The 19,995-nt window shown below is 72.6% G+C and carries 18 protein-coding genes; 4 read left to right on the plus strand and 14 right to left on the minus strand.

The annotated features are described in order from the left end of the window. Nucleotides 1–53: 53 nt before the first annotated feature. The 3 genes from TNCT6_RS14725 to pdhA (TNCT6_RS14735) are packed head-to-tail and all read right to left on the minus strand — an operon-like array spanning nucleotide 54 to nucleotide 3,672. A complete protein-coding gene (locus tag TNCT6_RS14725) occupies nucleotides 54–1,481 on the minus strand; it encodes a dihydrolipoamide acetyltransferase family protein (RefSeq protein WP_141359807.1) in 1,428 nt (475 codons plus the stop codon). Nucleotides 1,482–1,492: 11 nt separating this feature from the next. Then, nucleotides 1,493–2,473: an alpha-ketoacid dehydrogenase subunit beta gene (locus tag TNCT6_RS14730; protein WP_141359808.1), complete on the minus strand. Its 981-nt coding sequence runs from the start codon at nucleotides 2,471–2,473 to the stop codon at nucleotides 1,493–1,495. 2 nt (nucleotides 2,474–2,475) lie between these two features. Beyond that, complete coding sequence (pdhA, locus tag TNCT6_RS14735; RefSeq protein WP_141359809.1) at nucleotides 2,476–3,672, minus strand: pyruvate dehydrogenase (acetyl-transferring) E1 component subunit alpha; 1,197 nt, start codon at nucleotides 3,670–3,672, stop codon at nucleotides 2,476–2,478. A gap of 571 nt (nucleotides 3,673–4,243) precedes the next feature. Here pdhA (TNCT6_RS14735) and TNCT6_RS14740 point away from each other — a divergent pair. Further along, nucleotides 4,244–5,260 (plus strand): phosphotransferase, encoded by a 1,017-nt coding sequence (locus TNCT6_RS14740; RefSeq protein WP_172632908.1) that lies wholly within the window; start codon nucleotides 4,244–4,246, stop codon nucleotides 5,258–5,260. Between the two features lie 89 nt (nucleotides 5,261–5,349). On the opposite strand, the gene TNCT6_RS14745 is transcribed toward TNCT6_RS14740, so the two are convergent. Further along, complete coding sequence (locus TNCT6_RS14745; protein ID WP_172632909.1) at nucleotides 5,350–6,960, minus strand: protein kinase; 1,611 nt, start codon at nucleotides 6,958–6,960, stop codon at nucleotides 5,350–5,352. A 341-nt stretch (nucleotides 6,961–7,301) separates the two neighbouring features. Here TNCT6_RS14745 and TNCT6_RS14750 point away from each other — a divergent pair, with 341 nt between their 5' ends. Then, entirely contained in the window at nucleotides 7,302–8,936 is a 1,635-nt protein-coding gene (locus TNCT6_RS14750) for a protein kinase (RefSeq protein WP_141359810.1), read from the plus strand. A gap of 198 nt (nucleotides 8,937–9,134) precedes the next feature. On the opposite strand, the gene TNCT6_RS14755 is transcribed toward TNCT6_RS14750, so the two are convergent. The 3 genes from TNCT6_RS14755 to TNCT6_RS39875 form a co-directional block, all read right to left on the minus strand. Then, the gene (locus tag TNCT6_RS14755; RefSeq protein WP_141359811.1) at nucleotides 9,135–9,674 is read right to left on the minus strand and encodes a bacterial proteasome activator family protein; all 540 of its coding nucleotides are present in this window, start codon (nucleotides 9,672–9,674) and stop codon (nucleotides 9,135–9,137) included. A 66-nt stretch (nucleotides 9,675–9,740) separates the two neighbouring features. Then, the gene (locus tag TNCT6_RS14760) at nucleotides 9,741–10,298 is read right to left on the minus strand and encodes a PadR family transcriptional regulator (RefSeq protein WP_141359812.1); all 558 of its coding nucleotides are present in this window, start codon (nucleotides 10,296–10,298) and stop codon (nucleotides 9,741–9,743) included. 144 nt (nucleotides 10,299–10,442) lie between these two features. Continuing rightward, nucleotides 10,443–10,892, minus strand: a complete 450-nt coding sequence (locus TNCT6_RS39875) for a hypothetical protein (RefSeq protein ID WP_172632910.1) — start codon at nucleotides 10,890–10,892, stop codon at nucleotides 10,443–10,445. Nucleotides 10,893–10,965: 73 nt separating this feature from the next. Here TNCT6_RS39875 and TNCT6_RS39880 point away from each other — a divergent pair, with 73 nt between their 5' ends. Continuing rightward, nucleotides 10,966–11,121: a hypothetical protein gene (locus TNCT6_RS39880; protein WP_172632911.1), complete on the plus strand. Its 156-nt coding sequence runs from the start codon at nucleotides 10,966–10,968 to the stop codon at nucleotides 11,119–11,121. A 55-nt stretch (nucleotides 11,122–11,176) separates the two neighbouring features. On the opposite strand, the gene TNCT6_RS14765 is transcribed toward TNCT6_RS39880, so the two are convergent. Genes TNCT6_RS14765 through pdhA (TNCT6_RS14795) form a run of 7 tightly spaced genes read right to left on the minus strand, consistent with a single transcriptional unit; the run spans nucleotide 11,177 to nucleotide 19,317 of the window. After that, a complete protein-coding gene (locus tag TNCT6_RS14765; RefSeq protein ID WP_141359813.1) occupies nucleotides 11,177–12,157 on the minus strand; it encodes an NAD(P)H-quinone oxidoreductase in 981 nt (326 codons plus the stop codon). Nucleotides 12,158–12,189: 32 nt separating this feature from the next. Then, a complete protein-coding gene (locus TNCT6_RS14770) occupies nucleotides 12,190–13,290 on the minus strand; it encodes a TrkA family potassium uptake protein (protein WP_141359814.1) in 1,101 nt (366 codons plus the stop codon). Next, a complete protein-coding gene (locus TNCT6_RS14775) occupies nucleotides 13,287–14,786 on the minus strand; it encodes a molybdopterin molybdotransferase MoeA (protein ID WP_141359815.1) in 1,500 nt (499 codons plus the stop codon). The genes TNCT6_RS14770 and TNCT6_RS14775 overlap by 4 nt, the downstream gene beginning before the upstream one ends. Further along, nucleotides 14,786–15,715, minus strand: a complete 930-nt coding sequence (locus TNCT6_RS14780; protein WP_253266109.1) for an NTP transferase domain-containing protein — start codon at nucleotides 15,713–15,715, stop codon at nucleotides 14,786–14,788. Before TNCT6_RS14780 ends, TNCT6_RS14775 begins: the two co-directional genes overlap by 1 nt. Nucleotides 15,716–15,770: 55 nt before the next feature. Then, the gene (locus tag TNCT6_RS14785; protein ID WP_141359816.1) at nucleotides 15,771–17,177 is read right to left on the minus strand and encodes a dihydrolipoamide acetyltransferase family protein; all 1,407 of its coding nucleotides are present in this window, start codon (nucleotides 17,175–17,177) and stop codon (nucleotides 15,771–15,773) included. Then, a complete protein-coding gene (locus TNCT6_RS14790) occupies nucleotides 17,177–18,181 on the minus strand; it encodes an alpha-ketoacid dehydrogenase subunit beta (RefSeq protein ID WP_141359817.1) in 1,005 nt (334 codons plus the stop codon). The genes TNCT6_RS14785 and TNCT6_RS14790 overlap by 1 nt, the downstream gene beginning before the upstream one ends. Beyond that, nucleotides 18,178–19,317 (minus strand): pyruvate dehydrogenase (acetyl-transferring) E1 component subunit alpha, encoded by a 1,140-nt coding sequence (gene pdhA / locus TNCT6_RS14795; protein WP_141359818.1) that lies wholly within the window; start codon nucleotides 19,315–19,317, stop codon nucleotides 18,178–18,180. The genes TNCT6_RS14790 and pdhA (TNCT6_RS14795) overlap by 4 nt, the downstream gene beginning before the upstream one ends. A 190-nt stretch (nucleotides 19,318–19,507) precedes the next feature. Between pdhA (TNCT6_RS14795) and TNCT6_RS14800 the strand changes: the two genes are divergently transcribed. Next, nucleotides 19,508–19,987: an Lrp/AsnC family transcriptional regulator gene (locus TNCT6_RS14800; protein WP_141366442.1), complete on the plus strand. Its 480-nt coding sequence runs from the start codon at nucleotides 19,508–19,510 to the stop codon at nucleotides 19,985–19,987. The last annotated feature ends 8 nt before the right edge of the window (nucleotides 19,988–19,995 follow it).

Below are 19,995 nucleotides of genomic sequence, written 5' to 3' on the forward strand. Positions count from 1 at the left end.
CCGGGGCGGCGCACCTCCGTGAGAGGTGCGCCGCCCCGTTTCGCCACGGGCTGCTACGCCCAGGTGATCAGTCGCTTCGGCTGTTCCAGGATCGCGGCCACGTCGGCCAGGACCTTGGAGCCGAGTTCGCCGTCGACCAGGCGGTGGTCGAAGCTGAGCGCCAGCGTGGTGACCTGGCGGGGCTTGACCTTGCCCTTGTGGACCCACGGCTGGAGCTTGATCGCGCCGACCGCGAGGATCGCCGACTCGCCGGGGTTGAGGATCGGCGTGCCGGTGTCGACGCCGAAGACGCCGACGTTGGTGATCGTCACCGTGCCGCCCTGCATGGCCGCCGGGGACGTCCTGCCCTCGCGGGCCGTGGCCACCAGCTCGCCGAGCGCCTCCGCGAGCTGCGGCAGCGTCTTGGCGTGGGCGTCCTTGATGTTCGGCACGATCAGGCCGCGCGGGGTCGCCGCCGCGATGCCCAGGTTGACGTAGTGCTTCAGGACGATCTCCTGAGCCGCCTCGTCCCAGGACGCGTTGATCTCCGGGTTGCGCTTGATGGCGACCAGCAGGGCCTTGGCGATCAGCAGCAGCGGGTTGACCCGCAGCCCCTGCATGTCCTTGTCCTGCTTGAGCTCCTCGACCAGCTTCATCGTGCGCGTCACGTCCACCGTCACGAACTCCGTGACGTGCGGGGCCGTGAACGCCGAGCCGACCATCGCCGCCGCCGTCGCCTTGCGGACGCCCTTGACGGGGACCCGGGTCTCGCGCACCCCGTCGTAGCTCACGGCGGGAGCCGGAGCCGCGGCCACCGGCGCCGGCGCAGCCGCGGGCTCGGGGGTCGTGGGTGCGGCCGGTGCCGCCACCGCCGCGTGCACGTCCTCGCGCGTGATGATGCCGTCCGGGCCGGACGGCACGACCGTGGCGAGGTCCACGCCCAGGTCCTTGGCCAGCTTGCGCACCGGCGGCTTGGCCAGCGGGCGGGGCCCGGCGGGCGCCGCGACGGCCGCCGGGGCCACGGTGCCGTGGCCGTTCAGCTCCGGCCGGGGTGCCGTCGCCGCCGGGGCGGCCGCGGCCTCCGGGCCCTTGCGCGGACGGCGCTTGGTGGAGGACACCGAGACGCCGTAGCCCACCAGCACCGGCTGGCGGCCCTGCGGCTTCTCCTCCCCGTCCGGGTCCTGCTCGGTCTTCGGCTCGGCCACCGGAGCGGCCTGCGCCGGTACCTCGGCCGGGGCCGCGCCCGCCACCTGCACCGCGATGATGGACGTGCCCACGTCCACCGTGGTGCCCTCGGCGAAGTGCAGCTCGCGCACCACCCCGTCGTAGGGGATGGGCAGTTCGACGGCCGCCTTGGCGGTCTCGACCTCGCAGACCACCTGGCCGTCGGTGACCGTGTCACCGGGCTGGACGTACCACTTGAGGATCTCCGCCTCGGTCAGACCCTCGCCGACATCCGGCATCTTGAACTCACGCACGGACGCATCGGTCATCGTCGTCACGAACCTCTCCCTCAGTACGCCAGCGAGCGGTCGACGGCGTCGAGCACGCGGTCCAGGTCCGGCAGGTAGGACTCCTCCAGGCGGGCCGGCGGGTACGGGGCGTGGTAGCCGCCGACCCGCAGCACGGGGGCCTCCAGGTGGTAGAAGCAGCGCTCGGTGATCCGGGCGGCGATCTCCGCGCCGGAGCCGAAGAACACCGGTGCCTCGTGAACGACGACGAGGCGGCGCGTCCGCTCCACCGAGGCCTGGATGGCGTCGAAGTCGATCGGGGAGACCGAGCGCAGGTCCAGGACCTCCAGGGACTTGCCCTCCTCGGCGGCCGCGGCGGCGACCTCCTGGCAGAGCTTCACCATCGGGCCGTAGGCCGCCAGGGTCAGGTCCGTGCCCTCGCGGACGACCTGCGCCTTGTGCAGCGGGTTCGGGATGGCCTCCGTGTTGACCTCGGCCTTGTCCCAGTAGCGCCGCTTGGGCTCGAAGTAGATCACCGGGTCGTCGCTCTGGATGGCCTGCTGCATCATCCAGTACGCGTCCGACGCGTTGGAGGGGCTGACGATCTTCAGACCCGCCACGTGCGCGAACAGCGCCTCGGGGGACTCCGAGTGGTGCTCGACCGCGCCGATGCCACCGCCGTAGGGGATGCGGATGACGACCGGGAGCTTGACCTTGCCCAGCGAGCGGGCGTGCATCTTCGCGAGCTGCGTGACGATCTGGTCGTACGCCGGGAACACGAAGCCGTCGAACTGGATCTCGACCACCGGGCGGTAGCCGCGCAGGGCGAGGCCGATCGCGGTGCCGACGATGCCGGACTCGGCGAGCGGGGTGTCGATGACGCGGCTCTCGCCGAAGTCCTTCTGGAGGCCGTCCGTCACCCGGAACACGCCGCCGAGCTTGCCGACGTCCTCGCCCATGATGAGGACCTTGGGGTCGGTGTCCAGGGCGCGGCGCAGCGACTCGTTGATCGCCTTGGCCAGGGCCATCTTCTCAGCAGCCATGATCAGACCCCCTCTGCGTCCGCGAACGACGCCTGGTAGGCGGCGAACTGGGCGCGCTCCTCGTCGACGAGCGCATGCCCGTCCGCGTACACGTTCTCGAAGATGGCGAAAAGGTCCGGGTCGGGCATGGCACGGACCGCTTCGCGCACTCGTTTGCCCAACGCCTCGCTCTCGGCCTCGAGTTCCTCGAAGAATCCCTCGTCCGCGTGGTGTGCGGCCTCCAGGTGGCGGCGAAGGCGCAGGATCGGGTCCTTCGCCTCCCAGGCCAGGCGCTCCTCGTCCCCCCGGTAGCGGGTGGGGTCGTCGGAGGTGGTGTGGGCGCCCATGCGGTAGGTGTACGCCTCGACCAGGGTGGGGCCCTCGCCGCTGCGGGCACGCTCCAGGGCCCACTTGGTGACGGCGAGGCAGGCCAGTACGTCGTTGCCGTCGACGCGGACGCCGGGGAAGCCGAAGCCCGCCGCGCGCTGGTAGAGCGGGACGCGGGTCTGCTTCTCGGTCGGCTCGGAGATCGCCCACTGGTTGTTCTGGCAGAAGAACACCACGGGGGCGTTGTAGACCGCGGAGAAGGTGAAGGCCTCGGCCACGTCGCCCTGGCTGGAGGCGCCGTCGCCGAAGTAGGCGATGACCGCGGAGTCGGCGCCGTCCTTGGCGACGCCCATCGCGTAGCCGGTGGCGTGCAGCGCCTGGGAGCCGATGACGATCGTGTAGAGGTGGAAGTTGTTGCCGTTGGGGTCCCAACCGCCGTTGTTCACACCCCGGAACATGCCGAGCAGGTTGGTCGGATCCACCCCGCGGCACCAGGCGACGCCGTGTTCACGGTAGGTCGGGAAGACGTAGTCGTCCTCGCGGGTGGCACGGCCGGAGCCGATCTGGGCGGCCTCCTGGCCGAGCAGCGAGGCCCACAGACCCAGTTCGCCCTGGCGCTGCAGGGCGGTGGCCTCGGCGTCGAAGCGGCGGGTGAGCACCATGTCGCGGTACAGGCCGCGAAGCTCCTCGGCGGTGATGCCGGCGACGTACTTGTCGTACTCGGCGTTCTTGACGCGCTTGCCCTCGGGCGTCAGCAACTGCACGAGTTCGGGGTCGGCGCTCTTCTTGGCGCCGGTACGCCGCCTGGTGCCTGCGGCTTTCGTGCCGGTCGCGCCGGCCTTGCTTCCGGCGCTGCGTCGCGGTGTGCGCGCGGCAGTGCTCTCCACGGTCACGTGTGCTCCTCCGTCGGTCCGGCCCCGGGGTTGCCGGTAGCCAGTGCGGCTCACCTGTTCCGGACCACCGGGCACGGGGTGGGTGCCACTCGGCCGGGAACAGGCGTGACAGGTGCCCCGGCGAGCGCCCTGCAGCAGTCACGTTACCCAGTGCTCCACATTTCTGGGAAACCCCCCTGACCTGGGCGTTTCCTTGGATTTCCAAGTATTTCCACTTGGACGTCCAAGTACCTCGCCGGACAGTCGGGGCAGCCGCTGGTCACAGCCGTGCAGGGGGCCGGAACACCGGCACGTTATCCCGGCCACCCCTGAGTCGGGAAGGGTCGGCGAATGGCCGGAACTGCTCTTGATGGATGACCCCGCACGGGGGAAGGCGAAACGGGACCCGCCGGGCGGCGGCAAGGGACGCCTCCGAGGGCGTACCGGCGCACGACGGGCGGTGTCGGGACGGCATCACGACCTCATGTGACCGAAAGCGACCATCGATGACTGTCTGCGACAAGGCCCAGCTCACGGCCTCCGCCGGTGCCCTAGCATCTGGCGCGTGCCGCGCCCATGTGTACCACCCCCCGTGCCCCACGCGCCCCCTCTGAGCGCCTTGCTGCGCCAGTACGCCGCCGGTTCCGCCCTCACTTGCGAGCCGGTCGACCAGGGCCTGCTCAACCGCGGCTACCGGCTGTGCACGACCCGCGGCCGTTATTTCCTCAAGCACCACTTCGATCCGGACACCGCCGATCCCACCGCCATCGCGCGCCAGCACCGGGCCACCCAGCGCCTGGCCGACCTCGGCGTCCCGGTGGCACCGCCGCTCACCGGCCGCGACGGGCGCACGGTCGCCGTCGTCGGCGGCCACTCCTACGCCCTGCACCCCTGGATCGACGGCCGGCACCGGCACGGCGGGCAGCTCACCACCAAGCAGTGCGCCCGTCTGGGAGCACTGCTGGGAGCCGTGCACGCGTGCCTGGAGCAGGTGATGCCGCCCAAGTGCCGCACCCGCCCCGCCGCGAGTCCCCACCCCGTGGAGAGCGCCGATCCCGCCGACACCTTCACGCTGATCGACGACCTGCTCGGGCACGTACGCCGCCACCGGCCCCCGGACGCCTTCGACGAACTGGCCCAGTACCGGCTCCTGGAGCGGCGCACGCTCCTGGAACGGCACGCGGACCGGCGTCCGCCGCCCGGCGGGCCCGTCGGCTGGGTGCACGGCGACTTCCACCCCTTCAACCTGCTCTACCAGGGGGACGCCCCCGCCGCGATCGTCGACTGGGACCGGCTCGGAGTGCAGCCCCGCGCGGAGGAGGCGGTGCGCGCCGCCGCGATCTTCTTCGTCCGGCCCGCCGGCACTCTGGACCTGCCGAAGGTCAGGGCGTACGCGCGCGCGTACCGGCTGGCGGCCGGCGCCACCCCCTCGGAACTCGCGGCGGCCGTGCACCGCGTGTGGTGGGAGCGCCTGAACGACTTCTGGATGCTGCGCTGGCACTACGAGCGCGGCGACACCCGCGCGGACCCGCAGTTCCCGGCTGCCTCGGCGCTCGCGGTGTGGTGGACAAGGGAGTACGGCGCGGTGTGCGGCGCGTTCGCGGAGTGACGCCGAGGGAGCCGGACGGAACACCACGCGCGCGTGAGGGCCCGTACGGCCTCACGCGCGCGTGAAGGATGCTCGGTTCGCGGCGGGACTCAGTTGCCTCCGACGGGGTTACCCGCCGCGCCCGCGGCGGTGCCGGCGGCGTCGCCACCGCCGCTGTCCCCGGAGCCGTCGCTCGGCGGGACGCCCGGGTCCTGGGAGGTCGACGGAGGCCCGGGGTCGGTCGGTTCGTTGGAGGTCTGCGGGTCGGACTGCTCGTTGGAGGGCTGCTCGCCGGACGGCTCCGACGGGGTCCACGACGGCCGGTACGACGGCGTGTACTTCCAGTTGCCCCCGCCCGAGCCGTGGCCCCGGTCCGTCGACGTGTCCGACGGCTGCTCGTCCGACGTGTCGCTCGGGCTGGTGCTGGGCTGCGCGTCGTCGGTGGACTGCGTGTTCGACGGCGACTTGCTGGTGTCGACGCCGGTGCCGGTGTCACCGCCGGTGTTCTGCAGTGCCAGTGCCACGCCCGCGGCGATGGCGATCACCGCGAGGACGGCCAGGATCCACAGCTTGCCGCGGCCGCTGCCCTTGTTGCCGTGCCCCTCGAAGCCGCCGTCGTCCGGGTTGCCGTACCCGGCGGGCAGGATCGGCTGAGGGATCTGCGTGGTGCCGGAGCCGAGGTCGGCCTGGTGCGGCATCACGGTCGTGCCCGCGTAGCCCGCCGCCGGGGTGTGCCGGCCGTCGTGCGCCTCGACCGGGCCGGTGTTCCAGGTGCCGGTGTGGCCGCCCTGGTCGTACAGCATCTGCAACCCGTACTGGACCAGCCCGCGCATCTCCTCGGCGGTCTGGAAACGGTCGTCGGGCTCCTTGGCCAGCGAGCGCATGACCAGGCCGTCGAGCTCCGGCGGGCAGGTGCCGCCGGCGACCTGCGACGGCGGCACCGGCATGTCCTGGACGTGCTGGTAGACCACCGAAAGCGGGGTCTCGCCGGTGAACGGGGGCCGCAGCGCGAGGAGTTCGTACAGCAGGCAGCCCGTGGCGTACAGGTCGGAGCGGTAGTCGACGGCCTTGCCGAGGGCCTGCTCCGGGGAGAGGTACTGCGGAGTGCCCATGACCATGCCGGTCTGCGTCATCGTCGTGGACGCCCCGTGCAGGGCGCGGGCGATGCCGAAGTCCATCACCTTCACGGCGCCGTTGTCGGTGATGATGACGTTGGCCGGCTTGATGTCGCGGTGCACGATGCCGTGCTGGTGCGAGTAGGCCAGCGCCTCCAGCACACCGGAGACGATGATCAGCGCCTGCTCCGGGCCGGGCGCCTCGGCGTTGAGCAGCAGATCGCGGATGGTGCGGCCCTCGACCAGCTCCATCACGATGTACGGCACGGCCTGGCCGCCCGCCTGGTCCTCGCCGGAGTCGTACACGGCGACGATCGCGTGGTGGTTGAGCCCGGCCACCGACTGGGCCTCACGTGTGAACCGGGCCTTCGAGACAGGGTCCTCGGCCAGGTCTGCGCGGAGCAGCTTGACCGCCACGGTCCGCCCGAGGCGCACGTCCTCGGCCGCGAACACCTCGGCCATGCCGCCCCTGCCGAGTCTGTGCGTCAACCGGTACCGGCCGTCGCCGACCAGGCCGTTGTTGCCCCACATCTCCGGCGCGTCCGACATACCGCCGCCAGTCGCCTCGGGGTCGGACGGGCCCTGGGCGCGATGCTGCTGTGCCATCAGTCCTCGCCGTCGTTTCTGCCCGCGGTGCGCGCGGTGTTGTCACGGTCTCCGTCGGCCACGCTACAGGCTCCGCGGGGGCCGCCGGTCCAGGATCGTCGCGGCGAGCACCGCCGGGACCGGCCCGAGACGGACCGGCCATGAAACCCCCTGCGGGTGCCATGGTGCAAATTCCGTGGACCGGCCGTACGCCTGCTGTAACGCTTCCGCGACGCTTCTTTCGCGTACGGTCACGGAACGGGCACCGAGCTTGACGTGTCAGTGCCCTCGGGCAGACTTGGCCGGGAATGACTCATTCGATCAACGAGGGCGCCTGACGGCCTAGTGGGGGACGCGGAGACATGAGCCAGGACGGCGCACACGGCCAATACGCGGGACGGGCGCTGGCCGGCGGCCGCTACCAGCTGCGCGACCTGCTCGGCGAGGGCGGCATGGCCTCGGTGCACCTCGCCTACGACTCCGTGCTCGACCGCCAGGTCGCGATCAAGACACTCCACACCGAACTCGGCCGCGAACAGGCCTTCCGCGAGCGGTTCCGCCGCGAGGCCCAGGCAGTGGCGAAGCTCACGCACACCAACATCGTCTCGGTCTTCGACACCGGCGAGGACGATGTGGACGGCATGACGACGCCGTACATCGTCATGGAGTACATCGAGGGCCGCCCCCTCGGCTCGGTGCTGGAGGAGGACATCCGGCAGTTCGGCGCGATGCCCGCCGACAAGGCGCTGAAGATCACCGCGGACGTGCTCGCCGCGCTGGAGATCAGCCACGAAATGGGCCTGGTCCACCGCGACATCAAGCCGGGCAACGTGATGATGACCAAGCGCGGCGTGGTCAAGGTCATGGACTTCGGCATCGCCCGCGCCATGCAGTCCGGCGTGACGTCGATGACGCAGACCGGCATGGTCGTCGGCACCCCGCAGTACCTCTCGCCGGAGCAGGCGCTCGGCCGGGGCGTGGACGCGCGGTCCGACCTGTACTCGGTCGGCATCATGCTGTTCCAACTGGTCACCGGGCGGCTGCCGTTCGACGCGGACTCCCCCCTGGCCATCGCGTACGCGCATGTGCAGGAGGAGCCGGTGGCGCCCTCCTCGATCAACCGCTCGCTTCCTCCGGCGGTGGACGCGCTGGTCGCCCGCGCGCTGAAGAAGAACCCCAACGAGCGTTTCCCCAGCTCCGAGTCCATGCGCGACGAGTGCCTGCGCGTGGCGGCCTCCTTCCAGGCGGCCGCGCCCAGCATCGTCCCCGGCGCCCACACGCCGAGCGGCGCGGGCGTCGGCTCGGCCGTCTTCCCGCCCGTCGACCAGACATCCCCGGTCCCCCAGGGCCATGTGCAGACGCCGTACCAGCCGGCCCCGACGCCCAATCCCTACAGCACCGGCGCCCCCACACCCGCGAGTTACGGCTACCCGCAGCAGCCCGGCTACCAGACGCCCATCGCGTCGCCGTACGCGCAGCAGCAGGCGCCGACCCCGCCGCCGTACGCCGTGTCGCCCCAGCACACGCCCCCGCCGGGCGGCGGCAGGAGCACCAGGCCCGTGGTCATCGGGTCGATCGCCGTCGCCGCCATCGCGGTGGTCGGCCTGCTCGTCGCGCTGACCCTGGACACCGGTGGCAGCGGAGACGAGGCCAAGGGCGGAGGCGGCGGCGCGAGCGCGTCCACCTCGGTGGTCGAGGGCCACCGCGGGCCGGACACCTCGAAGACGATCGACCCCGACGACTGCAAGGAGCCGCGGGAGGCGTACAACGACCCGGACAAGGTCAGGCTGCCGGACTTCCGGTACAAGAACCTCGGCTCGGTCAAGGAGTGCCTCCAGGCCGCGGGCTGGAAGCTGAAGCCGATCGACGTCAACGAGAACACGTACGGCCAGGACACGGTCATGAACCAGTACCCCGCGGCCGACACGGACGTCGACCCGAAGAACATGCCGGTGATCCAGCTCTACGTCTCGACCGGCAACCCCGAGTCGTCCTGACCTTCACCGCCCCCTCCGGCTCCCGTCGAGCACGGCGGGCGGTCCCGTGAGAAGCGCGGTCCCGTAGGAAAAGGGCCCCGGCAGTACGGTTGCCGGGGCCTTTTCCTGTCCGCGCTGCGAGGACAGGTGCGGGCGGGGGCGCGGCATACGGCCCGCGGACCCGGCGCCCGCGGGCAGGACACCTGCGCGTACGGACGCCTACAGGTACGGCCCGCCCGAGCGGCCGCCCGTGCGGGGGTCGTCGCCGCCGTCGTGCCCGATACCCGGGGGCAGGGCACGGCGCATCTGCTCCAGCTGGGCGCGGGCGGCCATCTGCTGGGCGAACAGAGTCGTCTGGATCCCGTGGAAGAGGCCCTCCAGCCAGCCCACCAACTGCGCCTGCGCGATGCGCAGTTCGGCGTCACTGGGGGTTCCCTCGTCGGTGAACGGCAGGGAGAGCCGCTCCAGCTCCTCGACGAGTTCCGGCGCCAGGCCGTCCTCCAGCTCCTTGACCGAGCTCGTGTGGATCTCCTTCAACCGGACCCGGCTGGCCTCGTCCAGGGGAGCCGCGCGCACCTCTTCGAGAAGCTGCTTGATCATGCTGCCGATCCGCATGACCTTCGCGGGCTGCTCCACCTGCTCCGTCACCGGGGTCTCACGGGAGTCGTCGTCCCCGCCGCCGCCGAGCGCCATTCCGTCCTGGCCCACGACCAGGATCTGCGGATTCTCCGGCGACCGTTCGTTCCTCGGCATCTCCATGCCGCCATTGTCGCGCACCCGTACATGCCACTTCCGTGGCGCCCCCGCGGAAAGCGGTCCACCGCGTCATTTCCCCGCGTCGTCGGCCCGGGGGAGGTCCAGCCGGAGCAGACGGGCCTCGCAGTGGTCCAGCCAGCGGGACTCCGCCTCGGCACAGCAGATCAGCCGCTCCACGACCAGCAGCCGGGCCACCTCGCCCGGCCCCCTGAGCGAGCCGGCCAAGACCTCGGCGCGCCGCCGCACGTAGTCGTGCAGCGACTCGGAGACATGCCGGCGCTGTACCTCGACGACCTCGCGCACATCGACGCCGGGCGCCGCCACCGCCAGCACCAGCTTGATCGCCAGCTCGTCGCGCGGCGGATCCGTCCGCTCCACCGGCCGCGCGTACCAGGCCCGCAGCTCGGCGCGACCCGCCTCGGCCAGTGCGTAGACCACCCGGCCGGCCCCGTCCACGCCCTCCCGGGTGACCAGGCCCTCGTGCTCCAGGCGGCCGAGCGCGGCACAGACCCGGCCGATGTGCAGCGGTCGGACCGCCCCCGTGCGCGCCTCGAACTCGGCGCGCAGCCGGGAGCCGTGGCGGGGGCCGTCCGCCAGGAGCGCCAGCAGTCCATGACGTATCGCCATAACCGGATTGTGCAGTGGGTTGGGCCCGGTGGCCGATCCTGGAATGCCGGATTGGTCCAGTGATGTGACTGTTGTTGCAGAAATGATCTGATCCGCTACCGGGCACCGCGAGGGGGTCCCCGACGTGACTCCATGGCTGCGCGCTCAGCTGCGCGCGACGGGACTGCTGATCGCGCTGGCAGCGGCCGTCCCGGCCAGTGGCTCCGCCCCGGCGCACGGCGCCGCGCGGGCGCCCTCGGCGCCCTCGGCCTCCGCCGCGCCGCACGACATCGCGTCCGGGGCCGCCACGGACGCCTCCGGCGCCGCTGCGTCCGGCACCCCTGCCCCGGGCACCGCCACCCCCGGGAAGGCCGCCGGCTCCCGCTCCTCACCGGTCCACGGGCCCCCGCCCTCGACGCCGTCGTCCCCAGCCTCGCACCCGGCCTCGTCACCCTCCTCCCTTTCCTCCTCGCCTTCCTCCTCGCCTTCCTCCCCGCCGTCCCCGTCCTTGTCGTCCTCCGACCCGTCGGGGGCCGGGAACGACCCCGGTGGGGGGCGGCATCGGCCGGGACGGCCGCACTGGTGGGAGAGGGAGCGGGACCACGACGACGGCAACGAGGATTCCGAGAGCGCGAGCGCGACGCCGGAGGCGACGAGCGCCTCACCCTCGGGTCAGGAGGCCGCTCCCGTGCCGTCCGGGCCGCAGGACAGTCCCGGCGCCCTGCCCGTCGCGCAGACCGAGAACGGACCCGTGCTGCGGACCCTGTCCCTGGGCGGCGGGCTCGTCCTGATCGGCCTCGGCCTCGGCCTGGCGTTCATCGCCCTGCGGTTGCGCCGGAGCTAGTGCCTGTCGGGGCACTGGATCCGGCGCAACCGGTACGGCGGCGGAGGTGCGGGGATCAGGACGTCACCAAAAGCACCTTGCCGATGTGGCCGCTCTCCTCCAGGATCCGGTGGGCGGTCGCGGCGTCGCTCATCGGGAGCTCCTGGTCGACCACCGGCCGGACGTGCCCGTCGGCGAACAGCGGCCAGACGTGTTCGCGCACGGCGGCGACGATGGCCGCCTTCTCGCCGAGCGGGCGGGCGCGCAGCGAGGTCGCGCTGATCGCGGCCCGCTTGCCGAGCAGGGTGCCGATGTTCAGCTCACCCTTGACCCCGCCCTGCATACCGATGATCGCGAGCCGGCCGTTGACGGCGAGGGCCTGGACGTTGCGGTCCAGGTACGTGGCGCCCATGTTGTCGAGGATCACGTCGGCGCCGTTCCCGTCCGTGGCCCGTCGGATCTCCTCGACGAAGTCCTGCTCGCGGTAGTTGATCAGGATCTCGGCGCCCAGTTCGGCGCAGCGCTCGAGCTTCTCCTTGGTGCCCGCGGTCACGGCGACCTTCGCGCCCACGGCCCGGGCGAGCTGGATCGCCATCGTGCCGATGCCGCTGGAGCCGCCGTGCACGAGCAGCGTCTCGCCGGGGCGCAGCTGGGCGACCATGAAGACGTTGGACCAGACGGTGCAGGTCACCTCCGGCAGCGCCGCGGCCTGCCTCAGGCCGACGCCGTCGGGCACGGGCAGCAGCTGACCGGCCGGAACGGCGGCCTTCTCGGCGTAACCACCGCCCGCGAGCAGCGCGCACACCTCGTCGCCGACGGACCAGCCGGACACCCCGGGACCGAGCGCCGCGATCCGCCCGGAGCACTCCAGACCGGGGTACGGGGAAGCACCGGGCGGCGGGTTGTAGAAGCCCTGCCGTTGCAGGATGTCGGCCCGGTTGACGGCGCTCGCCGCCACCTCGACCAGCACCTCTCCCTCGCCGGGCACGGGATCCGGTACCTCGTCCCACACCAACGCCTCGGGCCCACCGGGTTCGGGAATCGTGATCGCATGCATGGGCCCGACGCTACTGCTTCGCAGTGCCGTCGTCAGTCCTGGGGAAGCGGCCGTGTGTCAGGGGTGACCTTCGTTCCCGGCGTGGCCCGGACGATGGTGATCAGACGGTCGGTCAGCTCCAGTTCCCGTACGGACGGGTCGTCGTAGCCCAGCACCCGGTGTCCGCGCAGCACACTCACCACCAGGTCGTCCATGTCCCGTGGGTCCTGGCCCACCTCGGCCTTTATGACGGGCCGTTCGATGATGTCCAGGCCGCTGCCCTGCTGGATGAGGTCCTCCAGGACCATGCTCGCGGCCGGACTGAGCACGGACAGCCCGAGCAGCCGCCCCGCCGCGCTCGCGCTGGTGACGACGGCATCGGCCCCGGACTGCTTGAGCAGCGGCGCGTTCTCCTCCTCCCGCACCGCCGCGACGATCTTCGCCGCCCGGTTGATCTGCCGGGCCGTCAGCGTGACCAGCACGGCGGTGTCGTCCCGTTGGGTGGCGATGATGATCTGCCGTGCCCGCTGCACCTCGGCCCGCATGAGCACCTCGCTGCGGGTGGCGTCTCCGACCACGCCCGCGTAGCCCTCCGCCGTGGCCGCGTCGACCACCTTGGCGCTGGGGTCGACCACGACGACCTGCTGCTTCTTCAGCCCGGCCGCACAGACGGTCTGGAGCGCGGACCTCCCCTTCGTGCCGAATCCGACCACGACGGTGTGATCGCGCAAAGTGGACCTCCAGCGATTCAGACGCCATTCCTCACGGGTTCGCTCGGTGAGGACTTCGAGTGTGGTGCCGACCAGGATGATCAGGAAGATCACACGCAGCGGGGTGATGACGAAGATGTTGGTGAGACGCGCGCTGTCGCTGACGGGGGTGACGTCGCCGTATCCGGTGGTGGAGAGGGTCACCGTCGCGTAGTACGCCGCGGCGATGAGGTCCATCGGGGCTTCTTTGGCACTGTCCTGGTATCCCTCACGGTCGGCGTAGACGATCACGACCGTCACGAGCAGCACCAGCACCGCCAGGAACAGCCGTTTGCCGACCTGACGTATCGGGCGCTCCACGACTTTTCGAGGGAGCTTCACCCGATGGGTCACGAGATGCTCGTCCGCCTGGCGGGCGATCGCGTCATGGCCCGGAAGTTTCACGTGAAACACACCCCGATTCCGGCAGCGGCCCAGGGCAGGTCGAGGAGTTCGGCCTCCCGACCCGGCCGGGCACCACCCGGTGGTACGACGGCGAGGGCATCGGCCGCCGCGACGCCGCGCAGCATGGCGGGGCCGTTGTAGTGCAGCGGAACGGCGCGGTCACCGCGCAGCACCACGGGCACGAGCCGGGTGTCGTCCGGGTGCCCGTGCACCGCGTCCGTCAGCGGCAGCGTGTACGGCTCCGGGGCCGGGCGCGCGGCCAGAGTGCGCAGCAGCGGCTCGGCGAGCGTCAGCAGACCCGAAACGGCCGCGAGCGGATTGCCGGGCAGGCCGACGAGGTGCTGGTTCTCCTTGGTACGGGCCAGGAGCATGGGGTGGCCGGGGCGCACCTGGACGCCGTCCACCAGCAGTTCGGCGCCGATGCGGCGCAGGGTGGGGTGGACGTGGTCGACCGGTCCGGCGGCGGTTCCCCCGGTGGTGACGATCACGTCGGCCTGCGACCCGGTGACCGCCTTGTGCAGGGCCTTGGCGTCGTCGCCGATCCGGCGCACACGGGTGACCTCGGCGCCCAGCGCGCGAAGCCAGGGCGGCAGCATCGGGCCGAGCGCGTCCCGGATCCGTCCGTCGTGCGGCAGGCCCTCGGTGAGCAGTTCGTCACCGAGCACGAGGACGTCGACGCGGGGGCGGGGGACCGTGGTGAGGGTGTCGTACCCGGCGGCCGCGGCCAGACCGAGCACCACCGGGGTCACCAGGGTGCCGACGGGCAGCAACTGGTCGCCACTGCGGCACTCCTGCCCGCGCGGGCGGATGTCCTTGCCGTGCCCGGACTCCTCGGTGGCGTACAGCCGGCCCTTGGCGTCGGTGCGGCCGTGTTCGCTGCGCAGCACGGCCGTGGTGTCCTGCGGGACGCGGGCGCCGGTCGCGACGCGTACCGCCTCACCGTCGGTCAGCGGTTCGGGCTCGTCGTGCCCGGCCAGGACACCCTCGTCGCGTACGTTCCAGGGGCCGGGGCCGGCGACCGCCCAGCCGTCCATGGCGGAGGTGTCGAAGGAGGGCAGGTCGCACAGGGCGGTCAGGGGCGCGGCCAGGACCAGTCCCAGGGCAGCCTCGAGGGGTACCGGGACGGGGGCCCGGCGGGCACCGGCACGGGCCGCGCGGGCGGCGGTCTCGCGGGCCTGCGGCCAGGCGATGGCCTGGTGGCGGGCCTTCTGGGCGTGCGCGGGGTGCGGGGTGCCGTGACCTGCACCGGCGCTCCCGTGGTCCTCGAAGGAGGCGGAGCCGGATACGGGGGTGCCGCCGCGTCCCGCCCGGCCCCGGCCGGGCTCGGGGGCACGCCGGCTGCTGCCTTCGTTCACCAGGGCGAGCGCCTCCTCCACGTCGAAGTCCTCGGCGTCCTCGGCGTTCTTGGCGTTCTTGGCGTTCTTGGCGTCCTCGGCGTCCTCGGCGTCCTCGGCGTTCTTGACGTTCTCGCCGACCCGCGTGCCACGGCCGGACATCAGACGTCCGGGCGGGTGTCGGGCGTGGCGTCGGGCGCCACGTCGGGCGTGCCGGTGCCGCCGGTGGTCTCGTCCGCCCAGCGCTGGGCGAGGGCCGCGGCCTTGCGGGCGGCCTCGGCGACGGCTTCGGGGCCGCCCTTGGCCTGCGCGGCCGCATAGCCGACGAGGAAGGTGGTCAGGGGTGCCGCGGGCCGGGCCACGCCGTGGGCGGCGTCGCGGGCGAGGTCGAGCAGCGCGCGGGTGTCGACGTCCAGATCGATGCCCAACTCGTCCTTGACTGCGGAAATCCATTCATCCAACACGTGCCCATGCTCCCTGATACGTGCTCTGGCGATGACGATGTCGTCCCAGGTGTCGCAGTCGAAGGACGCGACGTCGTCTGGGACGCGGGTGAGATCGAGCGCGGCGGTGAGCCGGCGCAGCGGCAGCCCGGTGAGGGCGCCGTCCCGGGCGGAGCCGTCCTCGGAAGCGGCGCGGGCGAGCGCGGCCAGCGCGCGGCGCAGCGCCTGCGCGCGATAGGCGGCCACGAGCGGCTGGTCGCGGCCGTCGGCGTCGGTGAGCAGCACGCCGTCGGCCCGGCCGGCCCTCAGGGCGGTCAACAGCCGCCGTACCGTGTCGCGTTCGAGGAACGGCAGGTCGGCGGAGAGTACGACGACATGGTCCGCCGTGGTGTGGCGCAGTCCGGCGTCGAGCGCGGCGAGCGGGCCGGCGCCGGCCGGTTCCTCGCGTGCCCAGCGCACGGGCCGCGCGGTGGGGCGGGGGTCGGCGACCACCACCGTCGTGTCCGCGTCGACGCAGGCGGCGAGCACGCGGTCGAGCAGCGCGCGGCCGCCGACGCGCAGGCCGGGCTTGTCCGCGCCGCCGAGCCGCCGGGCGGCTCCTCCGGCGAGCACGACGGCGTCGTGGGCGAGGGGCTCGTAGGAGGTCACCCCCCGAGTATGCGTCCCGCCCGCGATCAAGGGGAACGCGGGCGGGACACTGCCGTCACAGCGTGCGCAGCAGCACCGCCGGCTGTTCCACGCAGTCGGCCACATACCGCAGGAAACCGCCCGCCGTGCCGCCGTCGCACACCCGGTGGTCGAAGGTGAGCGAGAGCTGGACGACCTGCCGCACCGCCAGCTCGCCCTCGTGCACCCACGGCTTGGGGACGATGCGGCCGACGCCGAGCATGGCGGCCTCGGGGTGATTGATGATCGGTGTGGATCCGTCGACGCCGAACACTCCGTAGTTGTTCAACGTGAAGGTGCCGCCGGTGAGTTCGGCCGGAGTGAGGGTGCCGGCGCGGGCCGCCTCGGTCAGCCGGGCGAACTCGGCGGTCAGGGACTCCGCGTCGCGCGTGTGCGCGTCCCGTACGACCGGGACGACGAGCCCGCGTTCGGTCTGCGCGGCGAAGCCGAGGTGAACGGCGTCCAGCCGGACGATCTCCCTGGCCTCCATGTCGACCCGCGAGTTGAGCTCGGGATGGCGGGCGAGCGCGGCCGTGCAGATCCGGGCCAGCAGCGCGAGCACGGAGATCTTCTGTCCCCCGGCCGCGTTCATGGCGGCCCGGGCGCGCATCAGCTCCGTGGCGTCGGCGTCCACCCAGCAGGTCGCGTCCGGAATCTCCCGGCGGCTGCGGGACAACTTGTCGGCGACGGCTCCGCGCACCCCCTTGAGCGGAACGCGGGAGCCGGAGGACTGCGCCGGCCCGGCCGCGGGCGCGGTCGCGGGAGCCGCCGGTGCGCCGGCACCGCGGCCCCGTGCCGCGTCGGCCCTGAGCACGTCCTCGACGTCCGCGCGCAGGATCAGCCCCTCGGGCCCGGAGCCCGACAGCTGCCGCAGGTCCACGCCGTTCTCCCGCGCGAGGCGGCGCACGAGCGGCGAGATGACGGGGACGGGACCGTCGGCGGACCGCTCGGCCACCGCGGTCGCGTGGGCCGCCGACGGAACGCCCGCCGTACGCGCGGACCCGTTGGCGGCCGGTGCCGCGGCCACGACGGGCGCCGCCGCTTCCACGCCACCACTCGTGTCGCGCGAGCCCGACGCCATCGGTGCCGGGCGCACCCTGCGGCGGCGCGCCGGAGGCGCCCCCGTGCCGTAGCCGACCAGGACGTTGCCGGAGCCCTCGGTGTCGTCGGCCGCGGCACTCGCGGCACCGGCGTCCTGCTCCCCGACCGCCACCGTCAGCAGCGGCGCTCCCACGGGCAGTTCCGTGCCCTCCTCGCCGAAGCGGGCGGTGACCACGCCGGCGTAGGGGCAGGGCACCTCGACCATCGCCTTGGCCGTCTCGACCTCGACGACAGGCTGGTCGATGGCGACCACGTCACCCACCTCGACCAGCCAGCGGACGACCTCCGCCTCGGTGAGCCCCTCCCCGAGGTCGGGGAGCCTGAACTCCAGCACCTGTGCCATCAGCTCCCCGCCTCCCACTGCAGACGCGCCACGGCGTCCAGGATCCGGTCGACGCCGGGCAGGTGGTGCCGCTCCAGCATCGGCGGCGGGTAGGGGAGGTCGAACCCGGCCACGCGCAGCACCGGTGCCTCCAGGTGGTGGAAGCAGCGCTCCGTGACACGGGCGGCGATCTCCCCGCCCGGGCCGCCGAACCCGCCCGACTCGTGCACGACGACCGCGCGTCCGGTGCGCCGCACCGACGCGCACACCGTCTCGTCGTCGAACGGCACCAGCGAGCGCAGGTCGACGACCTCCAGCTCCCAGCCCTCGGCCCGCGCCGCCTCGGCGGCTTCGAGGCAGACGGGCACGGACGGGCCGTACGTGATCAGCGTGGCGCTCCTGCCGGTGCGCCGCACCACCGCGCGGCCCACCGGCTCGACGGTCTGCGGGTCGTCCGGGTTCCAGGTGTCCTTCGACCAGTACAGCCGCTTGGGCTCCAGGAAGACGACCGGGTCGTCGGAGTCGATGGCGGCCCGCAGCAGCCCGTAGGCGTCGGCGACGGTCGCGGGCGTGACGACATGGAGCCCCGGAGTCGCCATGTAGTACGCCTCGGAGGAGTCGCTGTGGTGCTCCACACCGCCGATGCCGCCGCCGTAGGGGATGCGGATGGTGATCGGCAGGGGCATTTTGCCGCGGGTGCGGTTGCGCATCTTCGCGACATGGCTGGCCAGCTGCTCGAACGCCGGGTAGGCGAAGGCGTCGAACTGCATCTCGACCACCGGGCGCAGCCCGTACATGGCCATGCCGACGGCGGTGCCGAGAATGCCGGCCTCGGCCAGCGGGGTGTCCGTGCAGCGGTCCTCGCCGAACTCCTTGGCGAGGCCGTCGGTGATGCGGAAGACGCCGCCGAGGGGGCCGACGTCCTCGCCCATGACGTGCACGGTGGGGTCGGCGGCCATCGCGTCGCGCAGCGCGCGCGTGAGGGCCTGGGCCATGGTGGCCGGCTTGAGTGCGACGGTGGTCATCGGGCCGTACCCTCCTCCGACTCGGCCTGGAGCTCGGCGACCAGCTGGGCGCGCTGTTCGCGCAGCTGCGGGGTCGGCTCCGCGTACACGTGGGCGAACAGGTCCATGGGGTCGAGCGGAGCGTCCTGGTTCATGCGCTCGCGCAGCCGGGCGGCCATCGCCTCGGCGTCCTCGCGGGCGGCGCGGACGCCGTCCTCGTCGAGCAGGCCGCGCCCGGTCAGCTCCCGCTCCAACAACTGGATCGGGTCGTGCTCGCGCCAGGCCTCGACCTCGGCGTCGCCGCGGTAGCGGGTGGCGTCGTCGGCGTTGGTGTGGGCGTCGATGCGGTAGGTCACCGCCTCGATCAGGGTGGGCCCGCCTCCCGCGCGCGCCTGTCGCACGGCGTCGGCGAGCACCTCGTGCACGGCGGCGGCGTCGTTGCCGTCGACCAGGCGGCCCGGCATGCCGTACCCGACGGCCTTGTGGGCCAGGGACGGTGCCGCGGTCTGCTTGGCGAGCGGGACGGAGATCGCGAAGCCGTTGTTCTGCACGAGGAAGACGACGGGGGCCTGCCAGACGGCGGCGAAGTTCAGCGCCTCGTGGAAGTCGCCCTCGCTGGTGCCGCCGTCGCCGATCATCGCCAGCGCGACCACGTCGTCGCCCTTGAGGCGGGCGGCGTGGGCGAGGCCGACGGCGTGCGGCAGCTGGGTGGCCAGCGGCGTCGACAGCGGTGCGACACGGTGCTCGTAGGGGTCGTAGCCGGTGTGCCAGTCGCCGCGCAGCAGCGTCAGGGCCTCGACGGGGTCGACGCCGCGGGCCACGACGGCGAGCGTGTCGCGGTAGCTGGGGAAGAGCCAGTCGCGCTCCTCCAGGGCGAGCGCCGCGGCGACCTCGCAAGCCTCCTGGCCGGTGCTGGAGGGGTAGACCGCCAGGCGGCCCTGCTTGGTCAGGGCGGTGGCCTGCGTGTTGTAACGGCGGCCCAGGACCAGCTGCGCGTACAGACGGCGCAGCAGCTCCGGATCGGCCTTCGCGGCCGCCTCCGTCCCCAGGACGCGGTAGGGCTCCGCGTCGGGCAGCAGCGGCGCGGGGTCGGTACGGGGCTGCCAGGCGGGCGGCGGCGATGGCCGGTACGCGCCCCGCTGCTCCATGACCGTCATGACGGCACCTCCTCGTGGGAGCGGCTACGAGGGGCGCGTCGGCTGTGACGCGCCCCACCTACCGATTGTTCGGTCGTCGGCACATTTTGGCTACAGGCGGGCCCAGGCTGTGGACAAACGGTTCTCCACAACCTGAGATGGACGCACTACGTCCACGAGGGAAAGGCGGGGGGACATGGCACCTGAACAAATGGCCGAGGAGCCGGACGGCGCCGTGCCGCCACCGCGTCCGCTGGACGCCATCGACCAGGACATCCTGCGCATGCTCCAGACGGACGGGCGCGCGTCGATACGGTCGGTCGCCGAACAGGTCCACGTCTCGCGTGCCAACGCCTACGCCCGGATCAACCGGCTCATCGAGGACGGCGTCATCCGCGGCTTCGGCGCCCGCGTCGACCACGAACGGGCGGGGCACGGCACATCCGCGTACATCACGCTGAAGATCGTGCAGAACACCTGGCGCACGGTGCGCGAGCAGCTCAGACAGCTGCCCGGCGCCCACCACATCGCGCTGGTCGGCGGCGACTTCGACGTCCTGCTGCTGGTGCACACCCCGGACAACCGGGCGCTGCGTGAGCTGGTCCTCACCCGGCTCCAGGCCATCCCCGAGGTGCTCAGCACGCGCACGCTGCTGGTGTTCGAGGAGGAGGACCTGGAGCCGCAGGGGTGAGGCGGTGC

Origin of the sequence: Streptomyces sp. 6-11-2 (genome assembly GCF_006540305.1) — a bacterium.
GTDB lineage: Bacteria > Actinomycetota > Actinomycetes > Streptomycetales > Streptomycetaceae > Streptomyces.